The following is a 25,766-nucleotide window of genomic DNA, read 5'->3' as shown; positions in this document are numbered from 1 at the left end:
GCAAAAACAGCGGCTTGGACAAGCGAATCGCACCCGCATCGCCGCTGCGGAGACTGGCGTCGCCTCCGGCCGGCCTCCTGCGCCAGCGGCCACGCCGCATCGCCGGTAGCGGCTGCCGCGCGGATTTTCGCGAGCGCATCGCCGGCGCCTTCGTTCTGGCTGCCGCGCTGCTCATCTCGACGGCCGCTGGCTGCTCCCGCGCCGAGGGGCCGCAGGTCGTCGTCCATGGCGCGCAGGGCGACGCCGTCGTGCGCGTCGAACTGGCGCTGACGCGCGACGATCAGGCGCGCGGCCTGATGTGGCGCAAGGAGCTGGCGGCCGACGCAGGAATGCTGTTCGTTTTCGACAAGGACGAGGAGCGCAGCTTCTGGATGCGCAACACTCCGCTGCCGCTGGACATCCTCTACATCCGCAGCGACGGCGTCATCGACTCGATCGCGGCCAACACCAGGCCGTACTCCGAAGAGTCGATCCCCTCCAAGGGGCCGGCGCGCTATGTGCTCGAGGTCAACGCCGGCTGGTCCAAGCGGCACGGCGTCAAGCCGGGCGACAAGGTGACGCTGCCGCCGCAGGCACGGCCGGACGCGCACGAAGCCGGCAGGGCGCCGGCGCCGTAGCCTGCGGCCTCACCCGCAGCGCGGGCCTGTGGCATTGACGCGCGGGCAGACGGATAGTTCGCCCGTGCAAGCCGCGCCCTCCTACCGGGCCGCATCGCCGACGGCCCGCCCTCGCCGCGCGCCGGGGCCGCCCGGCATCCTCGGCATCGACAACGTCCGTCAGATGGAGCAGCGGCCGCTCGCGGCAATGATGGAGCTGCGCCAGACCTACGGCGACGTTGCGCGCGTGCGCCTGTTCGGTCTGGAAGCGATGCTGATCTCGCATCCGGAGGGCGTGCGGCACGTCCTGCAGGAACGCCACACCATCTACACCAAGAACAACCACGACTATAAGCTGCTGGCGCGCGTGCTCGGACAAGGCCTGGTCACGAGCGACGGCGCCCTGTGGAAGCAGCAGCGGCGTCTGATCCAGCCGGCCTTCCACAAGGAGCGCGTTCGCGGCTTCGCCTCGCTCATGGCGCGCGAAGCCGAGGCGTCCGCCGAGCGCCTGCTGCGGGCGGCGCACGCCGCCACAGTCGTCGACGTCGTGGCGGAGGCCAAGCGAACGGCTCTCGACATCGTCGTCCAGGCCCTGATCGGCGTGGACGCCGATGAGAGAAGCGCCGCGTTCGGCGACACGTTCAGCCACCTCAACGAACTCGTCACGCGCCAGTTCACCAGCATCCTCGGCCGCTTTCCGTGGATCCCGACGCACGGCAACCGCGCGCTGCGAAAGGCCAAGCTCGAGATGGATCGCATGGTCGAAGGAATCATCGCGCGCCGTCGCGCTGCCGGCATCGAAGGCAACGACCTGCTCGGCATGCTGCTGGCTTCGCGGGATGAAGACACCGGCAAGGGCATGAGCGACGAGCAGCTTCGAGACGAAGTCACCACGCTGCTGGCCGCCGGCCACGAGACGACGGCGATGACTTTGGGGTGGACGGTCTACCTGCTCGGCCGACATCCGGAGTGGGCGCACCGCGTTGCAGAAGAGGCCGACGCCGTGCTCGGCGGCCGCGCGGCGACCTACGAGGACCTCGAGAAGCTCGAGATCACGCGGCGGGTGATCGAGGAATCGCTGCGCATCTATCCGCCGGCGTGGGCGGTCTCGCGCACGCCGAGCGAGGAGGACGAGATCGACGGCTATCGCGTGCCGAGGGGGGCGCTGGTGTTCCTCAGCCAGTGGGTCACGCACCGGCACCCGGATTTCTGGCCCGACGCCGAACGCTTCGATCCCGACCGCTTCGCGCCCGAAGCCGCCGCTGCGCGCCCTCGCTTCGCGCACTTCCCGTTCCTGATGGGACCGCGCATGTGCATCGGCTTTGCGTTCGCGGCCATGGAGGCGCGCATCGTGCTGGCGACCTGGCTGTCGCGGCTGCGCCTGCCGCTGGCCGACTCGCGCGTGGTCGAGCCCGAGCCGCTCGTGACGATTCAGCCCAGAGGCGGCGTTCAGGTCAGGCCGGCCGGCCGCGCCGCCTGAGCGGCGGCGGCCGGCCAGACTCGCTTCCGAGCGCTACGGCGACACTCCGCAATCGGCCTGGAACTTTCCCAGCGGCGGCGTGGCGACGTCCACGCGCGCAAGCTTGAGCTTGCATGCGCCAATGATGCCCTTGGTCAGCGAGTGGATGACGATTCCGCGCCCCTTCATCTTGCCCTTCTCGTTCGTCGCCACCGAATGGAAGAGGAACTGAAACGGGAATGGCCCGGACATCGGTTCGCTGCCGAACGTTGCGAATGGGTTCAGGCTGACGGCGATCTTTTCGGGCTTTTCGAGCTCGGCAACCGCCACGCCGCACAGCGGTTGCGCATCCAGGGGCGCTTCGACCGCTGCCATCTCGGCGGCCACGAAGCCGGGCCCCGCCGCCACGATCCGAAGCAGGACATCGATCTTGATCTTTTCATCGGGATGGCCTTCGAACCGGCACTTGGCCTGCCCCTGCCACGTTCCAGTCAGCGGTGAAGACGAGCTGCCGCCTGCAACAGCCGGCGCTGCCCACAGCAGCACCGCGGCGGCGCCCCACGCAATCGACGTTCTTCGCATCGTGCGACTCCTTTTTTTGTTCGTGGACGGAATCGTCCGACGGCGACGTTAGCAGGCGGGCGGCGAGGGTAGCCAGACCGAGCGGGCCGGCGGCGGAGTGCCTGCCGCCGGCCCATCACCGGGAACAGCTTCCCGGACCTCTGGTAACTCCCCCCAGAGATGGAACGCGGCCTCGGCCGCGAGCTTGCGCTGCCAGCCGCACGGCCGAGCCGGCGCTGGAACTCGAACCGGTGCCCGCTTCAGTTGCCGCAGCGAAGCGAACGGGGCGTGCCCTGGCACGGCAGGTCCATGCCGGTCAGGCAATCGCCGTCTTCGTCGCCGCCGACGATGATGGCAAGAGTGACCGCCGGCTGCCCGGCAGCATCGACCAGCTCGACCTCGTTGCCGGTGACGGTCACGCGCGCCTCGTCCTCGCGCAGGTTGATGACGACGGATCGCAGGCCGCTGGCCGCATCGACGGCACCCTCGTCGTCGCGGAACCGGTAGACCGACCCGTGGCCGCCCACATCTTCGAACGCTTCCGCAGGGATCTCGGCCGCGAACAGCCCCTGGCCCGCATCGCCCATCACCGTCAGCGACAGCCCGCCTTCGTCGGGCGCAGAGGCAAAGCCGCTGAGCGGTAGCGTCGTCTTGATCTTCAACGTATCGGCGCCGTCGCGCAGCGTCGCCTTGAGCAACGTGCGGCCGAGCGCGCTCGGCTCTCCGGCCGTGCAGCTTCCCTGCTGGCACGTGTCGCCGATGCTGCAGATGTCGGAGTCGTCGCAGCCGCTGCCGTCGTTGGTATGGGCGTCGGCCGGGCAGTCGTTGGAGACGCCGTCACAGGATTCGGCCACGTCGCATTGCGCATCGGCCGCCGCGCGACAGACCTGCGTGCTCTTGAGGTCGGCGCAGGCGGCCGACGTGCCGTCGCAGTAGTCGTCGGCATCGCAGACGCCCGCGGCGTCGCGGCAGGGCGTGTCGCTGGCGGCGAACGCATCGGCCGGGCAGTCGCGGCTGACTCCATCGCAGACTTCGATCTCGTCGCACGCGCCGGAGATGCCGCGGCAGAGCGTGCCCTGCGGCAGCAGCGCATCTTGCGGACACTCGCGCGAAGTTCCGGTGCATTGCTCGGTCGGATCGCAGTCGCCGAGACCGTAGCGGCACGATACCTCCGGCCCGGCAAAGCCGTCCTCGGGACACGTGGGCGATGACCCGGTGCACGTCTCGGCAACGTCGCACGCGTCGGCCACGCTGCGGCAGACCGTCTGGTCGGAGGCGAAGGCGTCGGCCGGGCATTGCCCGCTTGTGCCGGTGCATTTCTCGACGAGGTCGCAGTCGCCGGCGGAAGCGCGGCACTCGGTGTCGGAACTGGCGAAGCCGTCGGCCGGACACGTGGTGGAGGAGCCAGTGCACGTCTCGGCAACGTCGCACTGGCCGCTTGCAGCACGGCAGACCGAGCCTGCCGTGGCAACGGTGCAGGTCGACGTGCAACAGGAGGCGGCGCCAGGGTCGCACGTCTCGGTGGGATCGACGAGCGAGTCGCCGCACAGCGACAATGCCCACAGCTCCACGCCTTCGGTGCCCGGGTTGGCGTTGAACAGCAGACGCGTGCCGAGCGGGGTCAGCCATCGCGGTTCCGAGCTGCCGGTTCCGGAGCGGATGTCGGCCACGCGCACCGTTCCTTCGCTGGTGCCATCGGTCATCCAGAGCTCGACGCCGGAGGCCGCGTCGGCGGCGGTGAAGAAGAGCCTGCCCTGATGAAGGACGAACTGGCTCGGGTTCGACCAGCTCGATCCGGCGTAGATGTCCTTGAGGAGAACCGTGCCTTCGGGCGTTCCGTCGGTGCGCCACAGCTCGGTGCCGAGGGAGGGCGTCTGGGCGGCGAAGATCACGAGGTCGCCGAGGGGCATGAATCCGTGCGGCAGCGATGAGGCGGTGCCGGGATTGATGTCCTTGACCAGGACCGTGCCTTCGGGCGTTCCGTCGCTCTTCCACAGCTCGCGGCCGGTCGTGCCGCCGTTGGCGCCGAACCACATCGTGTCGCCGATGACGGTCAGCTCATGGACGCTGGCGCTGTCGGTCCCCGGGTTGATGTCCTTGAAAAGCTGCGTGCCCGCCGGCGTCCCATCGGTGGTCCAGATCTCTTCGCCGTAGGCGGCGGCTCCATCGTACGCGGTGAAGAACGTCCTGCCGGCGAACTCCACGAACTCGTCCGGGCTGCTGCCGCTGGAGCCGGCGCGGATATCCTTGAGCAGGAATGTTCCGGCCGCCGTGCCGTCGCTCACCCATGGCTCGCCGCCGGTGCCCGAGGTGATCGCGTCGAAGAACAGCTTCCCCTGCGACTCGGCCATGTTGAAGATGGACGTGCCGAGCGGTCCAACGCTCATGTCCTCGACCATCACGGTGCCATCGGGTGTGCCGTCGCTCACCCACAACTCCTGCGCGAAGGCCGTGGTGGTCGCCTTGAAGAAGAGCTTCTCTCCCACCACCGTCATGTCGACGGGGTCCGAGCCTTCGGTTCCGACCTCGATGTCCTTCAACAGAAAGGTTTCGGCGCCGTCGGTCATCCACAGCTCGCGTCCGGTGATCTGATCGGTCGCGGTAAAGACGATCGAGTCGCCGAAACGAATGAGGTCCTGCGGGCTCGACGCCAGGTTGCCCAGGGCGATGTCGGCGTGCAGGACGGTGCCGGCCGCCGTCCCATCGCTCTTCCAGAGCTCGCGGCTGCTGGCCGCATCCGAGGCGGCAAAGAAAACCTCGCCCGCCAGCGGCGTCAGGTATTCGGGAAACGACTGGCTGCTGCCCGTGTAGATCTCCTTGACGCGATAGGCGGAGAACTGCGCATGCGCGACCACCGGCGCGGCCAGCGCCAGCACGGCGGTGAGGATGGCGCAGATCAGCGCCGCCAGCAGAAGGAAGCTCGCTGCCGGCGGCGGCGCGGCTGCGCGGAGATGGTTGGCATGCACGCCGCTCGGCCGGTCGTCCCATCGGCGACGGTTCCAGCCCGGGGCAAGGCGGGAAAGCTCGCTGGGCCTGCGTGCGAACAGCACCGGCGCGTGCCGCGCCTGGGGAGCCTCCAGCTCGGCCAGGAGCTCATCCATTTGCATTGCTCGCATAGAGCCCTCCCGGCGGACACAGCGGTCCGCCGCGGCACGAACGCCGAAGACCGCGTCGAGACTCAGGAATTGTCGGAACGGATGGGCGGCCCCGCCCTCGTCCCACCTGCGACGCTAGCCAATGTTTACAGGGGCGTAAAGAGGGTGGAAGCAAGTTTCTACATATATGTAGGAAGGCTGTACCGGCGGCTGCGCTGCCCGGCCCGCCGCGGCCACCCGGCCGGGAGACCCGGCGCCTGCATCGGGATGCGGCATGCACAGCGCACGCATCCGCCATGCCGCGAACTGGCCGTGGGCGAAGGCTCAGGCAAAGGTACCGCTTCATGGCCCTGACCCAGGAGCAGTACGCCGAGAAGCTTCTCGCGGCCGTCAACGAAGCTGCGGGCGCCGTCAGCGCCCGCTTCGTCACGTTCGTCACCGTCGGCGCCTACGTGGCGGTGACGGTGGCATCGACGACGCACGAGATGCTGCTGCGCGCTTCGAGCCTGGTCACGCTGCCGCTTCTGAACGCGCAGATCCCGATCATCGGACCCTTCGGCTTCTACAGCATCGCGCCGTGGCTGATCGTGCTGCTGCACTCGGACCTGCTCCTGCAGCTGTCGATCCTGTCGAACGAGATCGAACGCTTCGACAACGAAGCCGCCAATCTGCCCGAGCAGCAGAGAACGCTGCTGCGCCAGCGCGTCGCCAACTTCTACTACGTGCTCTATCTGACCGGGCAGGCCCCCTCGCGCTTCCTGCACCTGCTGTCGGCGCTCATCACGTGGGTAACCACCGTGGTGCTGCCGCTGGGACTGCTGCTTTGGATCCAGATCCGCTTTCTGCCGTTTCACAGCCCGCTCGACACCTGGCTCCATCGGGCCACGGTGCTGGCGGACGCGGCGCTGATCCTGTTCGTGCTGATGCCGCGCATGTTTCCGCATCTGAAATCCGCCCGGCACATGCGGCGCTGGCAATGGCTGAGGCAGGTGGTGTCGGTGCCGGCGATGATCATGGCCGCGTGCGTGGCAACGGTTTTCGTCTCGCTCTTCGTCGCCGTCATTCCCGACGAGCCCGAGCGCGGGCTGGCCTGGTTCGCGCAGAACATGCAGCTTCGCGAGCGCGTGCTGACGGCCAACGCGCTGACGCCCGAAGACATCAACGCATTGCGCGACGGGTCTCCGGACGAGCTCAAGCTGGTGCTGTCCAAGGTGACGCCGTTCCAGGCGCTGCAGGGCCGCGACTTCCGCTTTGCCGACCTCTACAACGCCGTCCTTCCCAAGCTGGACCTGCGCGCCGTGCGCGAAGAGGACGTCGAGCCGACGCCGCTGCCGGCCGACTGCTGGCAGCGGCGCGACTGCGAGGACCCGCCCGAGTGCGAGCCGATCGGCCTGGTGCGGACCCGCCTTGCCGGAGCCAACTTCTCGTGGGCCTCGATGCAGCAAGCGATGTTCGATGATGCCGTGCTCGAGGGGGCCGATCTTTCCTGGGCAAAAATCCACTATGGCTCGATGTCGGGCGCGCGGATGAACCGCGCCAACCTCTCGTCGGCGCGGCTGACCGAGGCGCGGCTGGCCGCCACCAAGCTGTGCGGCGCGGTGATGAGCGAGGCACAGATGGCCGGCACATTCGTAGCCGACGCGCATCTGCGAGGGGCGGTGCTGCGCGGCGCGAAGCTCGAGCGTGCGAACCTCGAGCGCGCCGACCTTCGCGGCGCCGACCTGTCGGAGGCCGATCTGTCCAATGCCAATCTGCGCGGCGCTCTTCTGCAGGGCGCGCTGCTGCGTGGGGCCAAGATGACTGGCGCCGTCCTGGACGATGCGGATGTCGGGATGACCGACCTTTCGGCCAGCGGCGGGGCGGCCGGCACGCCGGCGGCGGTGACGCAGTACCTCGTGGATCTGGCGTGTGCGGACCCGTCGGTCGCGCACGGAATCGCCTGGCAGGCGCTGCACAGCCAGGGGCGGGATGCTGCGGCGCTGGCGAAGGCGCTGCTCGAAGGCAGCAGCCGCGAGGGCTGCACTGGCGTCGCTGCGCTCGACGCTGAGATGCTGGAGTCGCTGAGAGAGGCGCAGCAGGAGAACTCCCGCACGTCCTGCGGCCACGACGAGGACGCCAACGCGTGCAAAGTCGCCGTCGCGCCCGGGCAGAAGGAATAGCCGTTTGTCGACACGCAGGTCCGCGGCGGCAGTCGGAGTCGGTCAGTGCCGACATCGCATCGCCGGCGAGAGCGGGCGTGGGTGCGACTTCGCGATCGATGGCCGGCGCTTCCGCGTGCCGGCTGGCAGCGATTCGACTATCCGCCGTACGCTTTGCGCGGCGCTTCCCGTGCCACCTCGGCGACGAAGCCGTCGGTAACGGTGTGGAACTGCTCCTGCAGCCGGCGGTCCAGCTCCTCGAACTGCGGCCAGAAGACGTCGTAGGCGAAGCGGCCTGGCATTCGCGCCATCACGGTGGTGTGCCGCTGGCCCGGCCGGCGGTAGGGCCGGATGCCGTGCCGCTGCAGCAGCGCCAGCAGAAGCCGGCGCGACCATTCGTTGGTCACGCGAAAGCGCATCTCGATGGGCGTATCCTCGCGCCGCGAATCGCCGTTGCGCGAGCGTGGGCCCGACCCGAACGTGCCGTCGTAGCCGGAGCCGTCGCCGGAGCGCGTTCCCTGCGCCAGCCGCGCCAGAATCCGCTCGCGAGCCCGCGCAGCCGCCAGCCTCTCGCCTTCGGTGCCCGGCCGCGCGCACAGCGCCTCGATGCGCCGGAGCTTCTCCATCAACCGCTGCCGCTCGTTCACCGCTTCCCCTCCGCCGTCGAGACGCGCGATGGTGCTGGAAGCATGGGGCGGCGGCAATGCCGCGGATGTGCTGGAGTCACGTCACCCCGGCGCGTCCCGCACGGACGGCTGCGTCCTGGCTGCGTTTACGGCTCTGGCGACGTTGCCCCGACCTCGAACGCGCCGATGTCGCATGCGCCAACGCGGTCGTAGCCGCGCTGATCCACAGCGCCCACAGGCGCGGCGGCGCACGCTGCGCCGTCCGCCGCGTCGATTGCGGCGCTCGGCGGCAGGACCGCGATCGTACGCGTCGGGCCGCCATTGTCCTGGAGACCGGCCGGATCGAGATTGATCGCCGCCGCGCTGACCTGCGTCGCTCCTCCGCACGATGCATCGGTGGAAACGCTGTGCTCGCCGAAGACGGAGACGTCGCAGCAGTTGCTGCCGCCTCCACCGACGACGATGGAGTTGAGGAGTGTGGAGAAGAAACCGCCGGTGCCGCAAAGCGCGTTGCCGGTGGAGGCGACATTATCCGCGAACGTCACGTGCGTGGCCGTGACCTGTCCCGCCGAAAGGTCATGGATCGCACCGCCCGCGCCGGTTGCCACGTTCCCGACGAACGTGCTGTTGGAGATCGACGTCGCGCCGGTGGTGTAGATGGCTCCGCCGGAACTACTGGCGAAGTTCCCACGCAGCGTGCAGCGATCGATGTTGAGAAAGCAGGCGTCGCAACGGATCGCGCCGCCCTCGTCGGCGCTTCCGTCGGCGACGGTCAGCCGGCTCAGGCTCAGCGTCGTGTCCTGATCGACGGAGAACACGCGAACCGCATCGTTGCCGCTGATCGTCACGTTCTGCCCCTCGCCGTCGATGGTCATATCGGCGGCCACCGTCGGCAGCTCATCTTGCAGCGTGATGGTTCCGCTGACGCTGAACCTGATGATGCCGCCGGCCAGCTTGTTGGCCGCGTTCATGGCCTCGCGAAGAGTGCAGTCGAGCTTGCTGCAGGTGCCGTCGTCGTGGTCGTCGAGCGTGTTCACCAGCGGATGCGGATGAATGTTGATCGTGTAGCGGATCACGTCGAACCGCTCCCAGGCGCAGGTGCCGTCGGGGCAGTCATTGGGTAGGTCCGGCGAACACGGTTGGCCGTCGTTCGCGCCGCCGTAACAAGCGCGATCATGGTTGGAAGCCTCGAGCACCACGTCCATTTCGCTGTAGGGGCTGCCGGTCTCGCCGGCATCGGGCAGGAACCGAAAGTAATACCCCCGCGGGTTGATGTCCGATTTGATCAAACGGATGACGGGGCCGTTTTCGAACGTCTTGCACGACAACGAGTTCCTGGTGATGTCGCGCAGCAGCGGGTAGTTCGTGATCCTTCCGGTCTGCGAATCGATGAGTGCCGTTTGCTGGAAGTTGGGCGCGAACAACCTTCCCTGACCTTCGGTGCATGCGAAGACACTGGGAGTGAAGACCTCGTTGGTCAGATTGTTTCCGTACAGGTGGATCCACAGCTCGGCGTCCTGGTAACCGTCGACCTGCAAATAGAAGTAGTCGAACGCGTCCTCTGGCGAGCTGTTCTCGAGGAATCTGCAGGTCGTCCCGACGCATAGCGGAAGCTGATGAATCGTCTGGCAGTGCGACTCCTGCGTCAGCTTGCATGTCGGCGAAAGATAGCTTGCGCAGGTTCCAGACAGCTCGCCGAGCCCGGTCAGCTCGGCATCGATGGCGCCGCCTGCCTCGCACTGTCCGCCGCATGCCGTACCGGTGTCGGACACGGTGACGTCCAGCTCTCCAGGCACGCCCGCGCGCACCGCCGAGAACGTGTCGACCGGGATGCCGGCGATATCGCCGCTGAAGCTTCCATTCTCTGCCGCGGTAGCCGTGACCGTCTCCAGAGTACGGTGATTCGTGATCTCCACGGTCGCGCCGGGCGCCGTCGTGCCCGGCGCTCCGGACACGGTGAAAAACCGCTGGACGGGGAACGGGTTGGATGGGTGGATCGTCGCCAAGGGCGGGCCCGCGGTGCAGGTGCCGTCGCCATTGTGCGTGCCATTTTCGTGGCAGAGGTCGGGGGCAGTGCAGTCGTATGGCTGGCCGATGCACTGGCCGGCCTGGCACGCGTCGTCCTTGGTCGTCAGGTCGCCGTCATCGCAGGATGCGCCGTCGATCATCGGCACTGCGGCAAGGCATTCCCCGGTTGTGGTGTCGCACGTGCCGCGATCGTGGCAGGCAGGCGGATCGGCGCACAGGCGCGGAAGACCCTGGCAGATCCCGTCCACGCAGCGGTCGGCGCCCGTGCAAAGGTTGCCGTCGCTGCAGGGACTGTCGTCGGGCTTGGGGGGATTGCTGCACACGCCGGTGTCGGGATTGCAGGTGCCGGCATCGTGACATCCATCGAGCGGCTCGCAGGCTGCGGGACAGCAGAGGCCCTCCTGCACCGGCGACTGGATGAGAAACGTCCGCGCATCGTTCTTCGAAATGCTGGCATCGTCGCCGAACAGGACGTGGTAGCTGTCGCCGCCGCTCACATCGAGCCGCACGCAGCCGCGCGTCCCGGTGTTCGGCGGCATCAGCGAGATCGGCGCTGCCTTGCCCGCGGCGATGGCGGTAACGCTCAGCGCACCGCTGCCGGATCTGGCGAGCCTGGCCGTTTTGACCGGGCCGTTGACGCCGGTCTTGTCTTTGTAGGCGAAGCCGGTCTTGGTCGCCTTCCAGAATGGCTTTCCGGACGGCGCAAGACCTTGCGGTAGCTGGTAGGTGGCCGTGGCCGGCACCGTGCCGTCGAGGAAGATCGTAATGCTCGCGCCGCTGGCAGTCGGATCACCGACGATGAGGTCGGGGCTGGCCGGCTCGTTGCCTTGGACGACCAGCTTGCGCTTCTCGGGCGCCGCCGGCTGCGGATCCTTGACGAGCAGCGAGGAGCCGAGGACGGTGCGGTGCGCGGCGTGCGCCGTTCCCGCAACACAACAAACGGTGACTGCGGCGACTGTGACCGCGGTAATCGCGATGCAATGCCAGGTCTTCATGGCGGACCCCCCGGGCTGCAGGCTCGGGAAAAGGTACGCCAGCGGACCGTCTCAGGGAAGCACCCTCTTCGGCCCGGCAGGACTGCGGCGAAACGCGTCCGCGGACGCGGCATCGGCGCATATTGCCATTCGAAATAATGATCGGGCCGGCGGCCGCCGCCATGACCGAAACGTCTGGGGCCGCCGCCCGTGCACCCTTAAGATGCTTCCCTGCTGTCGCGGCGGCAGCACGGAGCATCGTTGCGAAGCCTCCTCAGCCTCCTCTGGACCGTCAGCCGCCGTGAGCTGATTGCACGGCCCGTTCGCGTCGCGCTCGTGGTCGGGTCGGTGGCCACGGGCGTGGCACTGCTGACTGCAATGCGAGTGGCCACCGACAGCATCGTCGCCGGCTACATGGCCGACCTGGCGCGCATGGCCGGGAAGGCGCAGTTGCAGATCACCATCGGCACCGGCGAGGCCGGCTTCTCCGAGGATGTTCTCGAAACCGTCCGGCGGGTGCCGGAAGTCCGCCAGGCCGCCGGCATGGTGCGCGGGGCCGTCGCCTTCGCCGATGCACCGGAGCAGACGCTGGAGCTGTTCGGCATCGACGTGATGCAAAAGGACGTGCTCGACCTGTACGGCGTCGAGACGCTGGCACGGACGGCCGACGATTTCGCAATCCTCAACGACCCGCGCGCGGTCTTCCTGCCCGAGCCCGTGGCGCGCGAGCGTGGCCTGAGCCTGGAAAGTAGAGTCGTGCTGTCGGGCGTCGACGGCACGCACGAATACACGGTGCGCGGCATCTTCGCGCCCAAGGGCCTGCCCGAGGCGTTTGGCGGGCAGGTCGTGGCAATGTACCTGCCGGCCGCACAGCCCGTGGCCGGCCGGCGCGGCGACCTGACCGCATCACAGATCGATCAGATCGACGTCCGCGTCGCCGACGGCGTGACGCTGGATGCTGCCAAGGCAGCGCTGGAGCGCGCGCTTCCGCCGGAACTGGTCGTGGCCGAGCCGGCGCAGCGGCGCCTGCTCGGCGCGCAAGTCGTGGACGGTCTTCGCGCAACGCTGGTCGGCATGAGCACGCTGGCGCTGCTGGCGTCCATCTTCATCGTCTATGCATCGGCGACGACGCTCGTGCGGCAGCGCACGCCCAACATGGCCACGCTGATGACGCTGGGGGCCAAGGCGGGCGATCTGGTGCGCACCATGATCGCCGAGGCTGCGATCCTGGGCGCGGCCGGCTCCTTCGTCGGCGTCGGCATCGGGCTGCTGCTCGCGAACTTCGTCGCGGGCGATGTCGCCGCGGGCATGAGCCTCAACTATGCGATCGCATTCGACAGTCCCATTCTCAGCATCGACCCGCTGATCCTGCTCATCGTGCATCCGCTCGGCGGCACGCTGACGGCCGCAGCTTCGGCGTTCCTGCCCGCGCGAGCGCTGGCTCGTCTGGACCCGTTGGTGCTGCAGCGCGGGACCGAGAAGACGGTTTCGTCCGCGCGGCTGCCGCTTCAGCCGATTCTGCTGATCGGCGTGTCCTCGACCGCGCTCGGCGCCGCGGCGATCGGGCACGGCGTGGCCACGGTGTCGGCGCTTTGGTGCACGCTCGGCGGCGTTGCAACGGTGCTCGGCAGCGTCCTGGCGCTGGCTCCGCTGCTGCCGTGGCTCTGGTCGTCTCTGTACGCGCCGCTGACGCGGATGGGCGGAATCACCGGACAGCTTGCCGCCGAGAATCTGCGCCGCAGCAGCGATCGAAGCCTCGTCACCGCTTGCGCGGTGGCGTTGTCGATTGCCGTGGCCATCGGCGCCAGCAGCCTGGTGGTGAGCTTCCGATCCTCGGTCGCGAGCTGGTACGGCTTTGCCGGCGATGCGCTGGTGTCGGCGCGTGCCAGCGGCGGTGGCTGGCTGCCGGCGCCGGTCAGCGGCGACATCGAAGCGTCGCTCGCCGCGTTGCCGTCGGTCAGCGGCGTGGAAGTGCTGCGCGTCGCGCAGGGGCAGCTCTTTCGCGGACAGCGCATCGCCGTTGCGGCGCTGAGCCCGGGAATGCTCCTCAGCGCAGTGCGGCAGTCCGCGCAGCAGCCCGAGGACGTCGCCGGCGCGGTCGCCGCGATCAACGCCGGAACTGCGGCCGCAGTGTCCGAGAACTTCGTGCGGCACTTCGGCGTCGATGCCGGCGATGCGATCGAGGTCGCGACTCCAGGCGGCGCGCTTGCGTTGCCCGTGGTCGCCGTCGTTTCCGACTACACCTCCGACAAGGGATCGGTGATCGTTGCACGGCGCCTGTATCGCGATCGCTGGAACGACTCGCTCGTCAACTACTACTCGGTCGAGCTGGCGCCGGGAGCAACGATGTCGGATCTGCGCAGCGACGTGGGCAGATCGGCCGGTGCGACGCATGCGCTGTCGATTCTCGCGACACGCGAGATGGTCGCCCGCGTCGATGGCCTGATCGGGCAGGCCTTCGCCGACATCGACACGATCAAGCTGCTCGTCGTCTTCCTGGCTGTGGCCGGCATCGGCGACCTGATGGCCTCGTACGTGCTCGACCGCCGTCGCGAGCTGGCGTTGCTTCGCCTCGCCGGCGCCTTGGATTCGACGATCATGCGCACGATGGCCACCGAGGCCGTGTGCATCGGCGTTGCGGCCGCGCTGCTCGGCACCGCCATCGGCGCCGTTTCGGCGTGGGTATGGGTCAGCTTCAACTACCCGATCCTCGTCGGATATGTGCTGGTGCCGCGGTTCGCCTGGGACAGCGCAGCCATCTGCCTGGCGCTGTCGGTCGCCGCAGCGGCCGTCGCCGGCGTGGGCGCGGCGCGCGTCGCGCTGCTGCAGCCGGCGCTGGAGGGCGTGCGGTACGAGTAGGCACAGGGAGCGGGGCCGTCGAAGCGTGACCGCGGCACGAATAATCCGCGTCGCCGGCCGCCATGCCGGTGGAATGCGAGACGCCTCGCAAGCATGATGGCGGGCGTGAAAGACGCCGCCAATGTGCGCATTCTCGGAGTCGGCTCCGCGCTGCCGACGCGCATCGTCGGCAACGAGGAAATCGAGCGCCTGACCGGCATTGCCGCCGCCCACGTTGCCGAGCTGTTCGACGTGCGCGAGCGGCGCTGGGCCCGCCGCCACGATTGTGCGGCCCCTGCCGACGGACAGATGTGCAGCGATCTTGCCGCGCAGGCCGGCCGCCGCGCCGTCGACGACGCGGGCCTGGCGATCCAGGACATCGACCTGCTCGTCGCCGTCACCACGACACCGGATTTCGTCAATCCGACGTTCGATCATGCCGTGGCCGCCAAGCTCGGCCTCCGAGGCGTGCCGGCATTCAGCGTTCATGCGCCGTGCACCGGGTTGTTTCGCGGCAGCCTGCTCGCGGAGAGCCTGCTGCGCAGCGGCCGGGCAACCACCGCGCTGGTCGTCGCCGCCGACACGATCTCGCCGTTCTTCCGTTTCGGCGAGGAGGTCCCTCGCGATCATAAGATGAGCACCGCCCTTTACGCCGACGGCGCCGGCGCGTGGGTGATGCGCCGCACCGAGGCGCCGGCCGGGGCGGAGATGCTCGCCATTCGGCTCGTCACCAACTCATCGGAGGACACGCCGGGAATTTTGTTCCGCGGACTGATGTCGGCCACGCCGCCGTCGCCGGAGTCGGCCGCCGGGCTCGAATATCTGGGCCATCACGACTTTCGTCGCGTACTGCGCCGAGGAGGAGAGCTGGCCGCGCATGCTGCGCGGGTGATGATGGAAGAGATGGGCGTCACCCAGAGCGACGTACGATTCTTCCTGACGCACCAAGCGACCGGAAACCTGCATCGCATCGCCGCTGCGCATGGGCTTCCTGCCGAACGCGTCCCGATCAACATCGCGACGGTCGGCAACACGATCTCGGCGTCGATCCTGATCCTGCTCGACGAGCTGAAGCGCGCCGGGCGGCTCTCGCCCGGCGACCTGCTCATCCTGCACACGGCGGAGAGCTCGAGCTGGAGCTATGCGGCGATGGCGGTGCGCTGGTAGGCACCGTCGCTTCCGACCGGCTCAGGCCGCGTCGCTGCCCAGGAAGATATCCTCAGTAATCTGCCCGTCGCGCATCCGGACGATCCTGTCGCAGAAGGAACCCCATACCGGATCGTGCGTGACGACCAGCGTCGTCACGTTCAGCTCCTCGTTGATGTCCCGCAGAAGCTCGATGATCTGGCGACCATTGACGGAGTCGAGGTTCCCGGTGGGCTCGTCCGCCAGGACGACGGACGGCGAGATTGCCAGCGCCCGTGCGATCGCCACGCGCTGCATCTCACCGCCGGAAAGGTCGGCCGCGCGATGCTCGCGGCGGTGGTCCATCTTGACGAGCTCGAGCGACCGGTTGACGCGCTCGCGCTCCTGGGCCGCCGCCACACCGTCGAGCCGCAGGGGCAATGCCACGTTCTCTTCGGCCGTCAGGTAGGGCAGAAGATTGAAGAACTGAAAGATGATGCCGATTTCGCGGCGGCGCAGTACCGCGAGCTCATCGGCGCTCATTGTCGAGAGGTGGCGGTCGCCCAGACGCACCGTCCCCGAATCCGGCAGCAACAGGCCGGCCGCCAGGTGAAGGATCGTGCTCTTTCCCGAGCCGCTCGGGCCCATGATGGCGCACATCTGCCCTGCGGGAACATCGAGCGTCATGCCGCGCAGAGCGTGGACCCTGGTCGTGCCCTCGCCGAAGCTCTTGTGGACGTCGCTGAGAGTTACCGAGCGTGAGGGCACGTCAGGACTGGCGTAGCAGGCGCCGCTCGATCATGTCCAGCCAGGACAGATCGGCGCGGACCCTCATCTCGGCGCCGTCCATGATGATGCCGGTGGCATTGAGGTCCATGCCGGCCTTCTCGAGCCGGCGCCGTCGGCGGGTGACCTGCGCAAGGCGGGTCAGATAGATCCGCCGCTGCTGGACGATCATGGGATAGATCCGGTCGATGTCGGCGGTGCCGAGGAAAAGGAGCTTCAGGACCAGCTCGTCGCGAAGCGGCGTTGCGCCGTCCTGAACCGGCTGGAGCAGCCAGTCATCGAGGCTCTGTCGGCCCTTTTCCGTGATGCGGTAGACTTTGCGGTTGGGCCGCCCGTGCTGGATCTCGTCGGTCACCGTCAGCTCGCCTGCCCGCTCCAGAAGGTCGAGGATTCGGTAGAGCCGGCCATAGTTCATGGCCCAGAACTCATCGGCGATGGACTCGCATTCGCCTTTCAGGCGGTAGCCGTGAATGCCTTCGGGTTTGGAGGAGACGAGGCCGAGGACTGCGTAGCGAAGGTTGCCTGCCGACATGTTGTCACTCTCACGGGTGGGCTGAGGCGATAGAAACACGAGCGCTCGCCGTGGGTCAAGGGCGGCGAAAGGACGGCGGCGGGATTGTGTTCCGTTTGGAATACGGCGCCGGTCGGCTGAGCGGCCATGAGCTGCAAAATCGGCGGCCGGTGGACGGGTTGAGCCTGTCGACGATGGGCGCGTCCTCGATACGGTCATCCCTGGCCATGAGCGGAATCCACGCCTGCCATGGGCGCAGCCCATCCGCTCTGGTCCTGTCCGGCCATGGACGGCGCGGTGGGATGCATCGCGCCCGCAGCCGAAGGGCTTGCGGCACAATCCGGCGCACCGCTGCGGCGCCGAGACCGGACGCGGCCACCGCCGCGCCCGATCCCTGCTCGCCGCACTCAGTCCGTGTCGTTCTGCTCGAAGATGTCGTCGATGTACGTCTCGTGCCCGTCGCTTGCCGCATTGCGGTAGTTGTCGCGGTAGTCGTCCATGCCGAGGGAGACGCCGTCGGCCGAAGGCGGGTCACTCAGATAGATCGAATGCGCCGCGCCCTCGTGGTTGAACCACAGGATGTCGTTGCCGTCGGCGCGGCTGTCGTGCAGGTCCCAGAACGTTGCGCCGACCCAGCCTTCATTGTTGTTGCCGGGCGTCTTGCAGAAGCTCGAGCCCGGCGCCTCGATGTTGAACCCGCACACATCCGAGGCCGGCTGCGACGACCTGTTGGCCTGCACCCAGCACGGCATGAAGTTGGCGTACCCCTCTCGCAGCGCCAGGCCCTGGTTGTAGCAGACGGTGATCGTATGGGCGCCGCCAGCTCCCGCGGGACGGCGGTTGAGGTGAAACTCGTTGTTCACCTGATGTCCGAACTCGTGCTGCACGACGTCGCGCTGCAGGCCGTGCGAGGCGATCAGCCAGATCGTGCCGCCGGTGCTGGCGCAGCTCCAGGGCACGCCGCTGCCGTCGCCGCAGTCGTACTCGGTGTTGGGGTAGTAGAGCTTGATGGGATTGTCGCGCAGCGGATTGATGCCGCCGCGCCAGTACAGGCCCGACCACAGCTCGTAGGCGCGGAAGTAAACTTCGCCGAGTCCGTTGGCGGTGCCGCCGTCGGTGTCGGCGTACCAGTGGCCTTCGTTGTGCGAACTCGAGATGCCGAAGCGGTCGGGATTGATCCAGCGGAACTTGTTGTCGTCCTCGTCCATCGGCTCGTAGTAGCGGTTGTAGGCGCGGAACTGCATGCGAAGGTGCTGGCCGGTGTAGCCGGAGCGGCTGAAGGTCAGCGAGTAGCTGCCGTCCCACTTCACCCAGTCCTCGGCCAGCACGACCCAGCCGCTCGGGCTGTTCCACCATGCGAGCGCGCGCCATCCCCATGCCGGATGCAGCGTATGGTCGGTCCACTTGGCCGAGTAGCGGCCGGTGACCGTGTAGGTGGTGCCGCCGCGCGGGCCGAGCTCCTGCACCGCGCCAGCGGCGCGCTCGTTCGGATCGCATTGATACGTGACGCAGTCGTTGCGCGAAGGCTCGCGGCAGTCGCAGTCGCCCGGCTGCGGGCCCTTGGAGTCGGTGGGCACGAGGCGCACGCTCTCGTGGTTCGGGTCGTACACCGGATCGCGCGGAAGCGCCGGCTTGAACGTCTGGAAATCCTCGAGGTCGACCGGCAGCGCGCCGTCGACGTACTCGGTGGTTTGATGACCACCGCCATCTTCTTCGGTGGGCTGGCCCTTCAGGTACAGCTCGGCGTAGCTGGCCAGGCGGTAGCGGATGCCCTTGTCGTCGCGGGCGACGTTGGCGTACAGGTCGAAGGGAATCTCGCCGGCCGGCGCCAGGCGGCGCAGCAGCTCTTCGAGCGTGCGCTGGTCGATCCTCTTGCGCGCCAGCAGATCCTCGAACCCGACCTCCTCCTGCCCGCGGTTTTCGGGATCGAATGCGAACATCTCGCCGAGCAGCCAGACGTGCTGATTGCCGAGCGCGCGGAAGTCGACGCTGGCCTTGATGTCGACCGAAGCGCCGCGCGCCAGCAGGAAGATGCCGCGCGGCTTGCCGGACTCGACGCAGATCGACCAGGCCGGATCCATCACGGCGTTGCCGAGGACAGCTTCGGCCGTACCGATCTCGCCGCGCAGCAGGCCTTCGAGGTTCTTCATCACCACGCCCTCGGAGACCGCGTCGTAGTGACAGGCAGGGAAGCGTACGAGGACGTCGTAGGTTGGATCGTAGTTGGTGAGTCTGAGTTGGATTTTCAGGTCGCCTTTGCCGGTTGCCGCAAGATCGACGGGGCCGGAGCCGGGCGCCGCCTCCAGCACCAGGCGCACGGTGCTGGGCTGATGGGCCAGAGCGGGTGCAGCGGCTGTTGCTGTGGCTAGAAGCGCCGCCAAGAGCGCGCACTTCCATGATGCGCGGAATACGAACCGCCGGTGATCGACCATGCTTGGAACCCCCTGCCGACTCGTCGCCGGCATCCGGTGCGACGTTGATGCGCCGCTGCAGTCCTCGCCCGGGCGCTGATAGCACTGGCCGGGCGGTGGGCGCAATGGCGGCGGCTTCCTGAATACGCGGATCGCGCGCCATTCCGCGACGCTTCGAACGCGCCGAGATGGCAAACGTCGCTGCGTTGGAGGCACCGCTTGCTCTCCCACCCCGCCCCAACCATCTCTCGCGCCATGCCTCACCGCACGCCAGCCGCCGGCCGTCACACCGCCCGGCAGGCCATCGCCGCCGTGGCCGACGACTTTACCGAGCTGCCGTCACCGGCCACGCCCCACCCCGACAATCCGCTGGCATGGCCAGGCTATGACGAGCTGCGACGGCAGGCGCACGAGCGCACCGGCGAAACCGAATCGATCGTCTGCGGCACCGCCACCATCGGCGGCTCGCCCGCCATGCTGCTGTCGCTCGAGTTCGGCTTCCTCGGCGGCTCTCTCGGCGTGCGCACCGGTGACCGCATCGAAGCTGCGCACACCGCGGCCCGCGAGCGGCGACTGCCGCTTGTGACGCTCATCGCCACCGGCGGCAGCCGCTTGCAGGAGGGGATGCTCGCGCTCGGGCAGCTCCAGCGCATCGCCGCGCAGTCGGCGATGACGCGCGCCGCCGGTCTGGCGCAGATCGCCGTGGCGTGCGATCCCACTACCGGAGGCGGCTGGGCGACGCTGGGCGCCGGTGCCGACATCATTCTTGCCGAGCCGTCGGCGCAGATCGGGTTTGCGGGGTCGCGCGTGCGTCCTGCCGGCGCCGATCCTGCTGCATACAGCGCCGAAGCACAGCTCGCCGCGGGGCACATCGACGCGATCGTCGCGCCCGAGGAGCTGGCGGCCACGCTGGGACGCTGGCTGCGTCTTCTTCGGCCGCCGGCCGATGCGGCGCCGGCTGACCCTCCGCGTGCGCTTGGCAAGACGGCGCTTCCGGAGACGGGGTGGCAGGCGGTTCTCCATGCGCGGGACGCTGCCCGACCGCGCGCCCGCGACTACCTTCGTGCCTACTTCGATGGCGGCTATGAGGAGATCCGCGGCGACCGGTGCGGCGGCGTGGACGACGGCATGCTTTGCGGCTTTGGCCTGCGCGGCGGCCGCCCGATCGCCTTTGCCGCGCAGTGCGGCACCGCGACGCGGCCGGCAGGCTTTCGCACGGCTACGCGGCTGCTGCGCATGGCAAGCCGGCTCGGCATTCCGATCCTGACGCTCATCGACACGCCCGGCGCGAGCAATGACGCCGAAGCCGAGCGCGGCGGCATCGGCGCCGCCATTGCGCAGACGTATGCCGCGGTGGCCGAAGCGCGCGTGCCGATCACATCGGTCGTCATCGGCGAGGGCACGTCGGGCGGGGCGCTGGCGCTGGCAGCGCCTGGGAATCTTTGGGCGACGCCCGACAGTTACTTTACGGTGCTGGCGCCCGAAGCCGCCGCCGCCGTGCTCAAGCGCGGCGCCGAGGGCATCGCGCAAACGGCGAGCGATCTGAAGATCCGACCTCAGGACCTGCTCAAGCTCGGCATCATCCGCGGTATCGTCGACTCCGCCGATTAGTCGAGCCCGCGCGGCGCGCTCAGTGCACGCCGCGCGAGTCATCGCCGTACCATGGCCACGCGCCGCAACGCGCACGCGCCTGGCCGCATTCGCGACGCACGGCACGATGCGCGCCCGACCACGCGACCTGCCTGCTCCCCCTGCTGCTCTACCTCGATAACCGTATTCGCGCCCCGCCTTGCATCAGCCGACAAAGCCCCGCAGAACGCCCGCCCATGACGCATACAGCTCTGTCGCGCATCACCGCCCTCGCCATTCTCCTTGCCGCCACCTCCGCCTCCGCCCACGACGGCTTTGTCGGCGCGAACCATGCCGGCTCGGTTGCCGACTGCACGTTCGGCTCAGGCTGCAGCTCGGCCGCCGGCAATGCCGACAGCGCGTGCGCGTCCTCGACCGGCGCCCAGTTCGTGTCGGTTGCCGGCTTCGGCTTCGATCTGCCGGCCAGCGCAACCTCCATCGACGGCTTTGCGGTCGAGCCCAAGATCGCCGACCTCGGCTGCCAGGGCACGATCCAGCTCGTCAAGGACGGCACTCCGGTCGGCACTCCCAAGTCGCTGCCCTCCTACTACGCCAACAGCTGCGATCTGACACAGTACTTCTATCTCGGCGCGGCCGACGATGGCTGGGGCACGACCTGGACGCTGGCCGACGTCGAGGATGCGGACTTCGGCGTGCGCATCGACAGCAACGGCTGCTCCGGCGTTGCCGTCGATACGGTGCGTGTGACGGTCTTCTTCACCATCGGCACCGAGGTGTGCAACGACGGCTACGTCACCGGCGGGGAAACCTGCGAGGACGGCAATACCGCGGGCGGCGACGGCTGCTCCGCCGACTGCCGCGCGGAGGTCGCCCTGAACGACGATCAGCAGGACTGCGTCAACGCCGTCAACAAGGGCATGGCCGGCATCTTCAAGACGGCCAACAAAGCCTACAACAAGTGCCTGAAGGCCTACGCCAAGGATGGCTCGGACTTTCTGGCCTGCGCCGGCGCGCCCAAGCCGCAGGCCAAGATTCAAAAGGCCATCGAGAAGGTCGCCGCGCTGGCCGAGCCATGCGACGCCAGCGCCCCGCACTTCGGCTACACCGACGCCGCGCAGGCGGCATCGTTCACGCGGCTCATTTCGGAGCTCATCTACGACAACCTGGTCGACGATTTCCCCGAAGATTTCGTCGTCGGAGACAAGGCGGCATTCGCATGCCAGTCCGCAGTGCTGACCGCCCAGCAGGCGGTGACCGGCGGCGTGTTCAACAGCTTCAACAAGTGCAAGAAGGCGGCGCTGCTCGGCAAGAAGGTCACGCAGGCCACGACGGGCGAGGAACTGGCAGGCTGCCTGACTCCGCAGGAAGAGGACGCGGAAGCCGGACTGCTCGGCGCGCTGGACGGCAAGTGCGCGGGACAGCCGCTCGATGAGCTGATCAACGGCACGTGCACGCCCTCGGCCAGCAACCAAGCACGTGCCGAATGCCTGACGGCCGTTGGTCGTTGCTTCGCTTGCTCGGCCGTCGTCGTCGCCGATGGCCTGGACGTCGACTGCGATATCTTCGACAACGGGGCGGACGACGAGAGCTGTCCGGAGTAGGCGCAGCGGCAAAAGGATTGCGCTCACCGGGCGCCTCGGCGGCCGAGTGAGCGCGGCTGACGCACCGGCGGTGGCGGCTCACGGCCCGTTCCAGGTCCCGGAGCCTGTAGCTGCGCCCCTTGATGTCCAGGACGTGGCTATTGTGCAGCAGCCGGTCCAGGATCGCGGCGGCCAGCACCTCGTCGCCGGCCAGGATCTCAGGCCACTCGCGAATCCCCTTGTTCGTCGTGATCAGGATGCTGCCGCGCTGGTAGCGGTGGGACACCAGGCGAAAGAACAGGCTGGCCTCCTGGCGCGTCATCGGATCGAAGCCGACCTCGTCGATGACCAGCAGCGATGACGAGAGATACTTCTTTCGCCGAAGGCGGGAGGGACTTAAGTTCGCGTCGCGCCGCAGCGCGGCCATCAGCTCGTCGAGCCGGCAGAAGCTGACACCGAAGCCGCACTCGACGGCACGCACCGCAAGCGCGATGGCCAAGTGCGTCTTTCCCAGGCCGGGCGGCCCCTGGATCAGCAGCGTGCGGTTCTCGCGGATCCACTGGCATGTTCCAACGTCTCGATCCGGCTGCGTTCGATGGACGGTTGGAAGCTGAAGTCGAAGCTGCCGATGGTCTGACCGGTGGGCAGGCGCTGATGCGAGGTTCGGACACGCCGCTCCTCACGCCAAGCGAGCTCGGACTCGAGCACCTGGTCGAGAAACCGATGCGGCGCCAGCTCGGCTTTGCAAACTGGCTGTCGCCTTACGCGATAGCGTGTCGCGCTACTACCAGCACGATCTTGCTGTCGATCTGAGAGACGTAGCGGTGCCCCCGACGAGCAGTCGGACGTGGTGATGAACGTGCCCTTTCGTGCCCGATGGCCCCGTAGTACGCCCGGCGAACTTCTGAAGATCCGAGCGCCCAATTGAGCTCAGGCAACCAGCACGGACGTGCGAGAGGACCAGACAGCGGCCGGCAGCGTCTCCTCCCGAAGAGCCCCACCGCCGGGCTTGCCTGCTGCGGAGCCATCTTGGGCAGCCGTCTCCTTCCACCCCTACCGTCCGCGCGAATCGCTGGCATACGCGGGATGCCGCGGCCCCGGCGGCAACCCAGTCTGCTGGTGTGTCAGTAGCGCGAAGTTGGCAGGGCGTGACAGTAGCCGCGCCTGATCCGTGGACGAATCAATGATCTGTTCGACCACGGCCACGATGAGGTCGGCAACGAGGTTGCCACTGCCGCCGGACTGCTGGACCAATCGGACCTTGCCTTGCCAGATCTGGATGCCCGTGTCGGCATCCAATAGGCGTGCTTCCGCGGCCACGATCGTATTCGAGCTGAGGACGACATACTTCTGCCCCCACTCCGTAATCGTCACGTAAAGCACCGAGTCTGCGCCGAACACTTCGCCTAGTTTCTGCACCGGCACGCTGTGCATCTCGCCGGGCGTCGGCAGCCCGTTCTCCTTGAGGAACGCGTCCACGACGCCGACAGGGAAGACGTAGTATCCCGCCTCGGCCAGCGGCATGCTGACGGTAGAAAGATAGGAGTATGGAGCCTCGACCGCGACCGTCTGATTCATCGGCGGAAGCACGAGAATGCTCTTGGGCTGGTGCGTACGAAAGGCTGAATAGTCTGGCGGCCTAATGCAGCCGGAGACCAAGGCCAACACCGACATGATCACGAATGCGTGCTTCATCTCGGAGCTCACTGGTTGTGCGGTGCAGGCGTCGATGCCGTAGCAGTGGCCACCGGAGCGGACGTAACCATCGCTGCGGGGCCGGCGCCGGCCAGCCTCGCCATCAGTCCGTCAACGAACACCGCCGACTCGGGATACGCGGTCCGCTCTGCATCGAACTGACGCCGAGCTTCATCGACGCTGCCCTCCAGGTAGTAGAGGTATCCAAGATGTGCGTGAACGCCCGGCGGCACGCGCTTGCCCTCCGCGAGCGTGCGCTGGACGTCGGCAGCCAGCTTTGCGCAGTGGGTTGCCGTGTCGCTTCCGTCGGGACGCGCAAGCGACCGGTAGAGCACGTCCTCGTAGCCGCCCCAGCGGTACATGGCTTGCGGTTGGCACGCGCTGGTCGCCGCGCCGGCCAGAAGCATGAGCAGCGCAGTCCGCAGCCGCCGCGCGATTGACGGGGACATCACGTCGGCGACCATGAACCGTTTTCGAGGCCTTCGACGAGCCGATTGACGGCCTCGCGAATCGCGAGGTCCAGGACTTTGCCGTTCAGGGTTGCATCGTAGCCGGCGGTGCTGCCGAACCCGGCGATCTCGCGATTGCTGAGCGCGTACTCGCCCGCCCCGAAAGCCGAGTAGAGCACCTGGGAAGTACGAACGTCGACGATGTTGAGCACGACCTTGGCGTAGGCGGTCTGCTTGGCGCCTGCGCCGAGCAGACCGAACGCCTGCACGTCCCCGGTATTCCGTCGCCCGAATTCTGTGACGTCGCCGGTGACCGCGACCTCGGCGCCGGTGAGCTGCTGCCTTCTCCCGGAAACGTCGGCCTCGAAGGCGATCTCGTCCATGTTGGCGCGATCGACCAGCGTGAAACGACCGGTCTGCTGGAGATGTCCCATCAAGGCGGTCTTGGCCTGGCTGCCCAGGCGATCGGTCCCGTCGGAGAAGATGCCCTGCATGTACGTCGACCGGTTCTGGAACTTGCCGATGACGAGCTTGTATCTAGGGCCGCTGTAGGCGGTGCCGTGCGATGCGACGGCAGGCGGGGCGAGGCTTCGATGCGATTCGGTTGCGCAGCCACTGACGGCGACGGCAGCGGCTACGGAGAGCGCAAGGTTGAGCAGAAGGATCGGTCGCATGGCCAGCTCCGAGCGTTGGATTGGGGCGTTAAGCCGGGCGGACCGTGCCGAAGCAAGACAGAGGCGACCTGTAAGGTGACGTTTGCCACTCCAGACGGAGGCTACCGGTCGAGTCTTCCTTGGCGATGAACGGTCCGATCCCATCGCGGCGAAATGTGCCGGCGGTGCCCGTCGCCGGAAACTGCCGACGCCGCAGCTGCTAGATCGCGAACCGCCCGTCGTAGTGCGACAGCAACGGGGAACCATCCTTCAGTTTTGCAATGATCGCTTCATAGTACTTGTGATCGACAGACGGGCAGCCCCAGCTTCGGCCGCAGATCTTTGAGGTAGCGTCCTCCACGTAGTCGCTGGAATGCATAACGATCCCGCGCGAACGAGCGTTGTTGTTGGTCGGGCTGAGACCGTCCAGCCGCATCGAGAAGCCCGCGCTTCCGTTGTAGGTTTCCGCACATCGGAAAAGCCCCAAACAGCTCACGTGGGAGTTCGTTACGTAAGCTTCCCTGAATAGGACACACTCGATAAGTAGACTTTCCGACGGCCCGGGAGGGGTCATGAGGAAGTCGAAATTCAGCGAGGAACAGATCGTCGCGATCGTGAAAGAGGCCGAGGCCGGCGTCGATATTGCGGCCT

The 25,766-nt window shown here is 67.7% G+C and carries 20 protein-coding genes; 9 read left to right on the top strand and 11 right to left on the bottom strand.

What is annotated here, in order from left to right; all coding sequences use genetic code 11:
- Positions 1-14: 14 nt before the first annotated feature.
- Positions 15-617 (top strand): DUF192 domain-containing protein, encoded by a 603-nt coding sequence (locus VEC57_15670; GenBank protein HYC00572.1) that lies wholly within the window; start codon positions 15-17, stop codon positions 615-617.
- 64 nt (positions 618-681) lie between these two features.
- Positions 682-2,076, top strand: a complete 1,395-nt coding sequence (locus VEC57_15665; GenBank protein HYC00571.1) for a cytochrome P450 — start codon at positions 682-684, stop codon at positions 2,074-2,076.
- 33 nt (positions 2,077-2,109) lie between these two features.
- Here VEC57_15665 and VEC57_15660 read toward each other — a convergent pair whose 3' ends face one another.
- Both VEC57_15660 and VEC57_15655 read right to left on the bottom strand, forming a co-directional pair.
- A complete protein-coding gene (locus VEC57_15660; GenBank protein ID HYC00570.1) occupies positions 2,110-2,637 on the bottom strand; it encodes a hypothetical protein in 528 nt (175 codons plus the stop codon).
- A gap of 239 nt (positions 2,638-2,876) precedes the next feature.
- Positions 2,877-5,717 carry an ELWxxDGT repeat protein gene (locus tag VEC57_15655; protein HYC00569.1) on the bottom strand — a complete coding sequence of 947 codons (2,841 nt, stop codon included), beginning with the start codon at positions 5,715-5,717 and terminating at the stop codon, positions 2,877-2,879.
- A 338-nt stretch (positions 5,718-6,055) separates the two neighbouring features.
- Between VEC57_15655 and VEC57_15650 the strand changes: the two genes are divergently transcribed.
- Positions 6,056-7,870 carry a pentapeptide repeat-containing protein gene (locus tag VEC57_15650; protein HYC00568.1) on the top strand — a complete coding sequence of 605 codons (1,815 nt, stop codon included), beginning with the start codon at positions 6,056-6,058 and terminating at the stop codon, positions 7,868-7,870.
- A 137-nt stretch (positions 7,871-8,007) separates the two neighbouring features.
- On the opposite strand, the gene VEC57_15645 is transcribed toward VEC57_15650, so the two are convergent.
- Both VEC57_15645 and VEC57_15640 read right to left on the bottom strand, forming a co-directional pair.
- A complete protein-coding gene (locus VEC57_15645) occupies positions 8,008-8,496 on the bottom strand; it encodes a hypothetical protein (protein ID HYC00567.1) in 489 nt (162 codons plus the stop codon).
- Positions 8,497-8,621: 125 nt separating this feature from the next.
- Entirely contained in the window at positions 8,622-11,498 is a 2,877-nt protein-coding gene (locus tag VEC57_15640; protein HYC00566.1) for a choice-of-anchor Q domain-containing protein, read from the bottom strand.
- A gap of 240 nt (positions 11,499-11,738) precedes the next feature.
- On the opposite strand from VEC57_15640, the gene VEC57_15635 reads away from it, so the two are divergent.
- Positions 11,739-14,336 (top strand): ABC transporter permease, encoded by a 2,598-nt coding sequence (locus VEC57_15635; GenBank protein HYC00565.1) that lies wholly within the window; start codon positions 11,739-11,741, stop codon positions 14,334-14,336.
- Between the two features lie 105 nt (positions 14,337-14,441).
- The gene (locus VEC57_15630; protein HYC00564.1) at positions 14,442-15,482 is read left to right on the top strand and encodes a 3-oxoacyl-[acyl-carrier-protein] synthase III C-terminal domain-containing protein; all 1,041 of its coding nucleotides are present in this window, start codon (positions 14,442-14,444) and stop codon (positions 15,480-15,482) included.
- Between the two features lie 21 nt (positions 15,483-15,503).
- On the opposite strand, the gene VEC57_15625 is transcribed toward VEC57_15630, so the two are convergent.
- From VEC57_15625 to VEC57_15615, 3 genes are all read right to left on the bottom strand, one after another.
- Positions 15,504-16,208, bottom strand: coding sequence for an ABC transporter ATP-binding protein (locus VEC57_15625; protein HYC00563.1), 705 nt, complete (start codon positions 16,206-16,208; stop codon positions 15,504-15,506).
- Position 16,209: 1 nt separating this feature from the next.
- Positions 16,210-16,758: a PadR family transcriptional regulator gene (locus tag VEC57_15620; GenBank protein HYC00562.1), complete on the bottom strand. Its 549-nt coding sequence runs from the start codon at positions 16,756-16,758 to the stop codon at positions 16,210-16,212.
- A 386-nt stretch (positions 16,759-17,144) separates the two neighbouring features.
- Entirely contained in the window at positions 17,145-19,118 is a 1,974-nt protein-coding gene (locus tag VEC57_15615; GenBank protein HYC00561.1) for a hypothetical protein, read from the bottom strand.
- Positions 19,119-19,403: 285 nt separating this feature from the next.
- On the opposite strand from VEC57_15615, the gene VEC57_15610 reads away from it, so the two are divergent.
- The 4 genes from VEC57_15610 to VEC57_15595 all read left to right on the top strand — a co-directional run bounded on the left by VEC57_15610 (position 19,404) and on the right by VEC57_15595 (position 23,131).
- Positions 19,404-20,759, top strand: a complete 1,356-nt coding sequence (locus VEC57_15610) for a carboxyl transferase domain-containing protein (protein HYC00560.1) — start codon at positions 19,404-19,406, stop codon at positions 20,757-20,759.
- Between the two features lie 215 nt (positions 20,760-20,974).
- Positions 20,975-22,339: a hypothetical protein gene (locus tag VEC57_15605; protein ID HYC00559.1), complete on the top strand. Its 1,365-nt coding sequence runs from the start codon at positions 20,975-20,977 to the stop codon at positions 22,337-22,339.
- 133 nt (positions 22,340-22,472) lie between these two features.
- On the top strand, positions 22,473-22,679 hold the full coding sequence (locus VEC57_15600; protein ID HYC00558.1) for a hypothetical protein: 207 nt from the start codon (positions 22,473-22,475) through the stop codon (positions 22,677-22,679).
- Positions 22,680-22,882: 203 nt separating this feature from the next.
- A complete protein-coding gene (locus VEC57_15595) occupies positions 22,883-23,131 on the top strand; it encodes a hypothetical protein (GenBank protein ID HYC00557.1) in 249 nt (82 codons plus the stop codon).
- A gap of 240 nt (positions 23,132-23,371) precedes the next feature.
- Here VEC57_15595 and VEC57_15590 read toward each other — a convergent pair whose 3' ends face one another.
- From VEC57_15590 to VEC57_15575, 4 genes are all read right to left on the bottom strand, one after another.
- Positions 23,372-24,013: a GNA1162 family protein gene (locus VEC57_15590; GenBank protein ID HYC00556.1), complete on the bottom strand. Its 642-nt coding sequence runs from the start codon at positions 24,011-24,013 to the stop codon at positions 23,372-23,374.
- Positions 24,014-24,021: 8 nt separating this feature from the next.
- Positions 24,022-24,462: a DUF4810 domain-containing protein gene (locus VEC57_15585; protein HYC00555.1), complete on the bottom strand. Its 441-nt coding sequence runs from the start codon at positions 24,460-24,462 to the stop codon at positions 24,022-24,024.
- Complete coding sequence (locus tag VEC57_15580) at positions 24,462-25,136, bottom strand: CsgG/HfaB family protein (GenBank protein ID HYC00554.1); 675 nt, start codon at positions 25,134-25,136, stop codon at positions 24,462-24,464. Before VEC57_15580 ends, VEC57_15585 begins: the two co-directional genes overlap by 1 nt.
- Before the next feature lie 199 nt (positions 25,137-25,335).
- Positions 25,336-25,766: murein L,D-transpeptidase catalytic domain family protein (locus tag VEC57_15575; protein ID HYC00553.1), on the bottom strand; the 431-nt coding region annotated here is incomplete at its 5' end.

This window comes from Candidatus Limnocylindrales bacterium (assembly GCA_035626395.1).
Lineage (GTDB): Bacteria > Desulfobacterota > Binatia > UBA1149 > CAITLU01 > DASPNH01.
The sequence above is the reverse complement of the archived record's forward strand: the minus strand, read 5'-3'. Positions and strand labels throughout refer to the sequence as shown.

Coding starts and splice junctions, on each gene's coding strand:
- VEC57_15660 (HYC00570.1), bottom strand. CDS start 2,637: ATGCGAAGAACGTCGATTGCGTGGGGCGCCGCCGCGGTGCTGCTGTGG.
- VEC57_15655 (HYC00569.1), bottom strand. CDS start 5,717: ATGGATGAGCTCCTGGCCGAGCTGGAGGCTCCCCAGGCGCGGCACGCG.
- VEC57_15650 (HYC00568.1), top strand. CDS start 6,056: ATGGCCCTGACCCAGGAGCAGTACGCCGAGAAGCTTCTCGCGGCCGTC.
- VEC57_15640 (HYC00566.1), bottom strand. CDS start 11,498: ATGAAGACCTGGCATTGCATCGCGATTACCGCGGTCACAGTCGCCGCA.
- VEC57_15620 (HYC00562.1), bottom strand. CDS start 16,758: ATGTCGGCAGGCAACCTTCGCTACGCAGTCCTCGGCCTCGTCTCCTCC.
- VEC57_15610 (HYC00560.1), top strand. CDS start 19,404: ATGCCTCACCGCACGCCAGCCGCCGGCCGTCACACCGCCCGGCAGGCC.
- VEC57_15605 (HYC00559.1), top strand. CDS start 20,975: ATGACGCATACAGCTCTGTCGCGCATCACCGCCCTCGCCATTCTCCTT.
- VEC57_15595 (HYC00557.1), top strand. CDS start 22,883: ATGTTCCAACGTCTCGATCCGGCTGCGTTCGATGGACGGTTGGAAGCT.
- VEC57_15590 (HYC00556.1), bottom strand. CDS start 24,013: ATGAAGCACGCATTCGTGATCATGTCGGTGTTGGCCTTGGTCTCCGGC.
- VEC57_15585 (HYC00555.1), bottom strand. CDS start 24,462: ATGTCCCCGTCAATCGCGCGGCGGCTGCGGACTGCGCTGCTCATGCTT.
- VEC57_15580 (HYC00554.1), bottom strand. CDS start 25,136: ATGCGACCGATCCTTCTGCTCAACCTTGCGCTCTCCGTAGCCGCTGCC.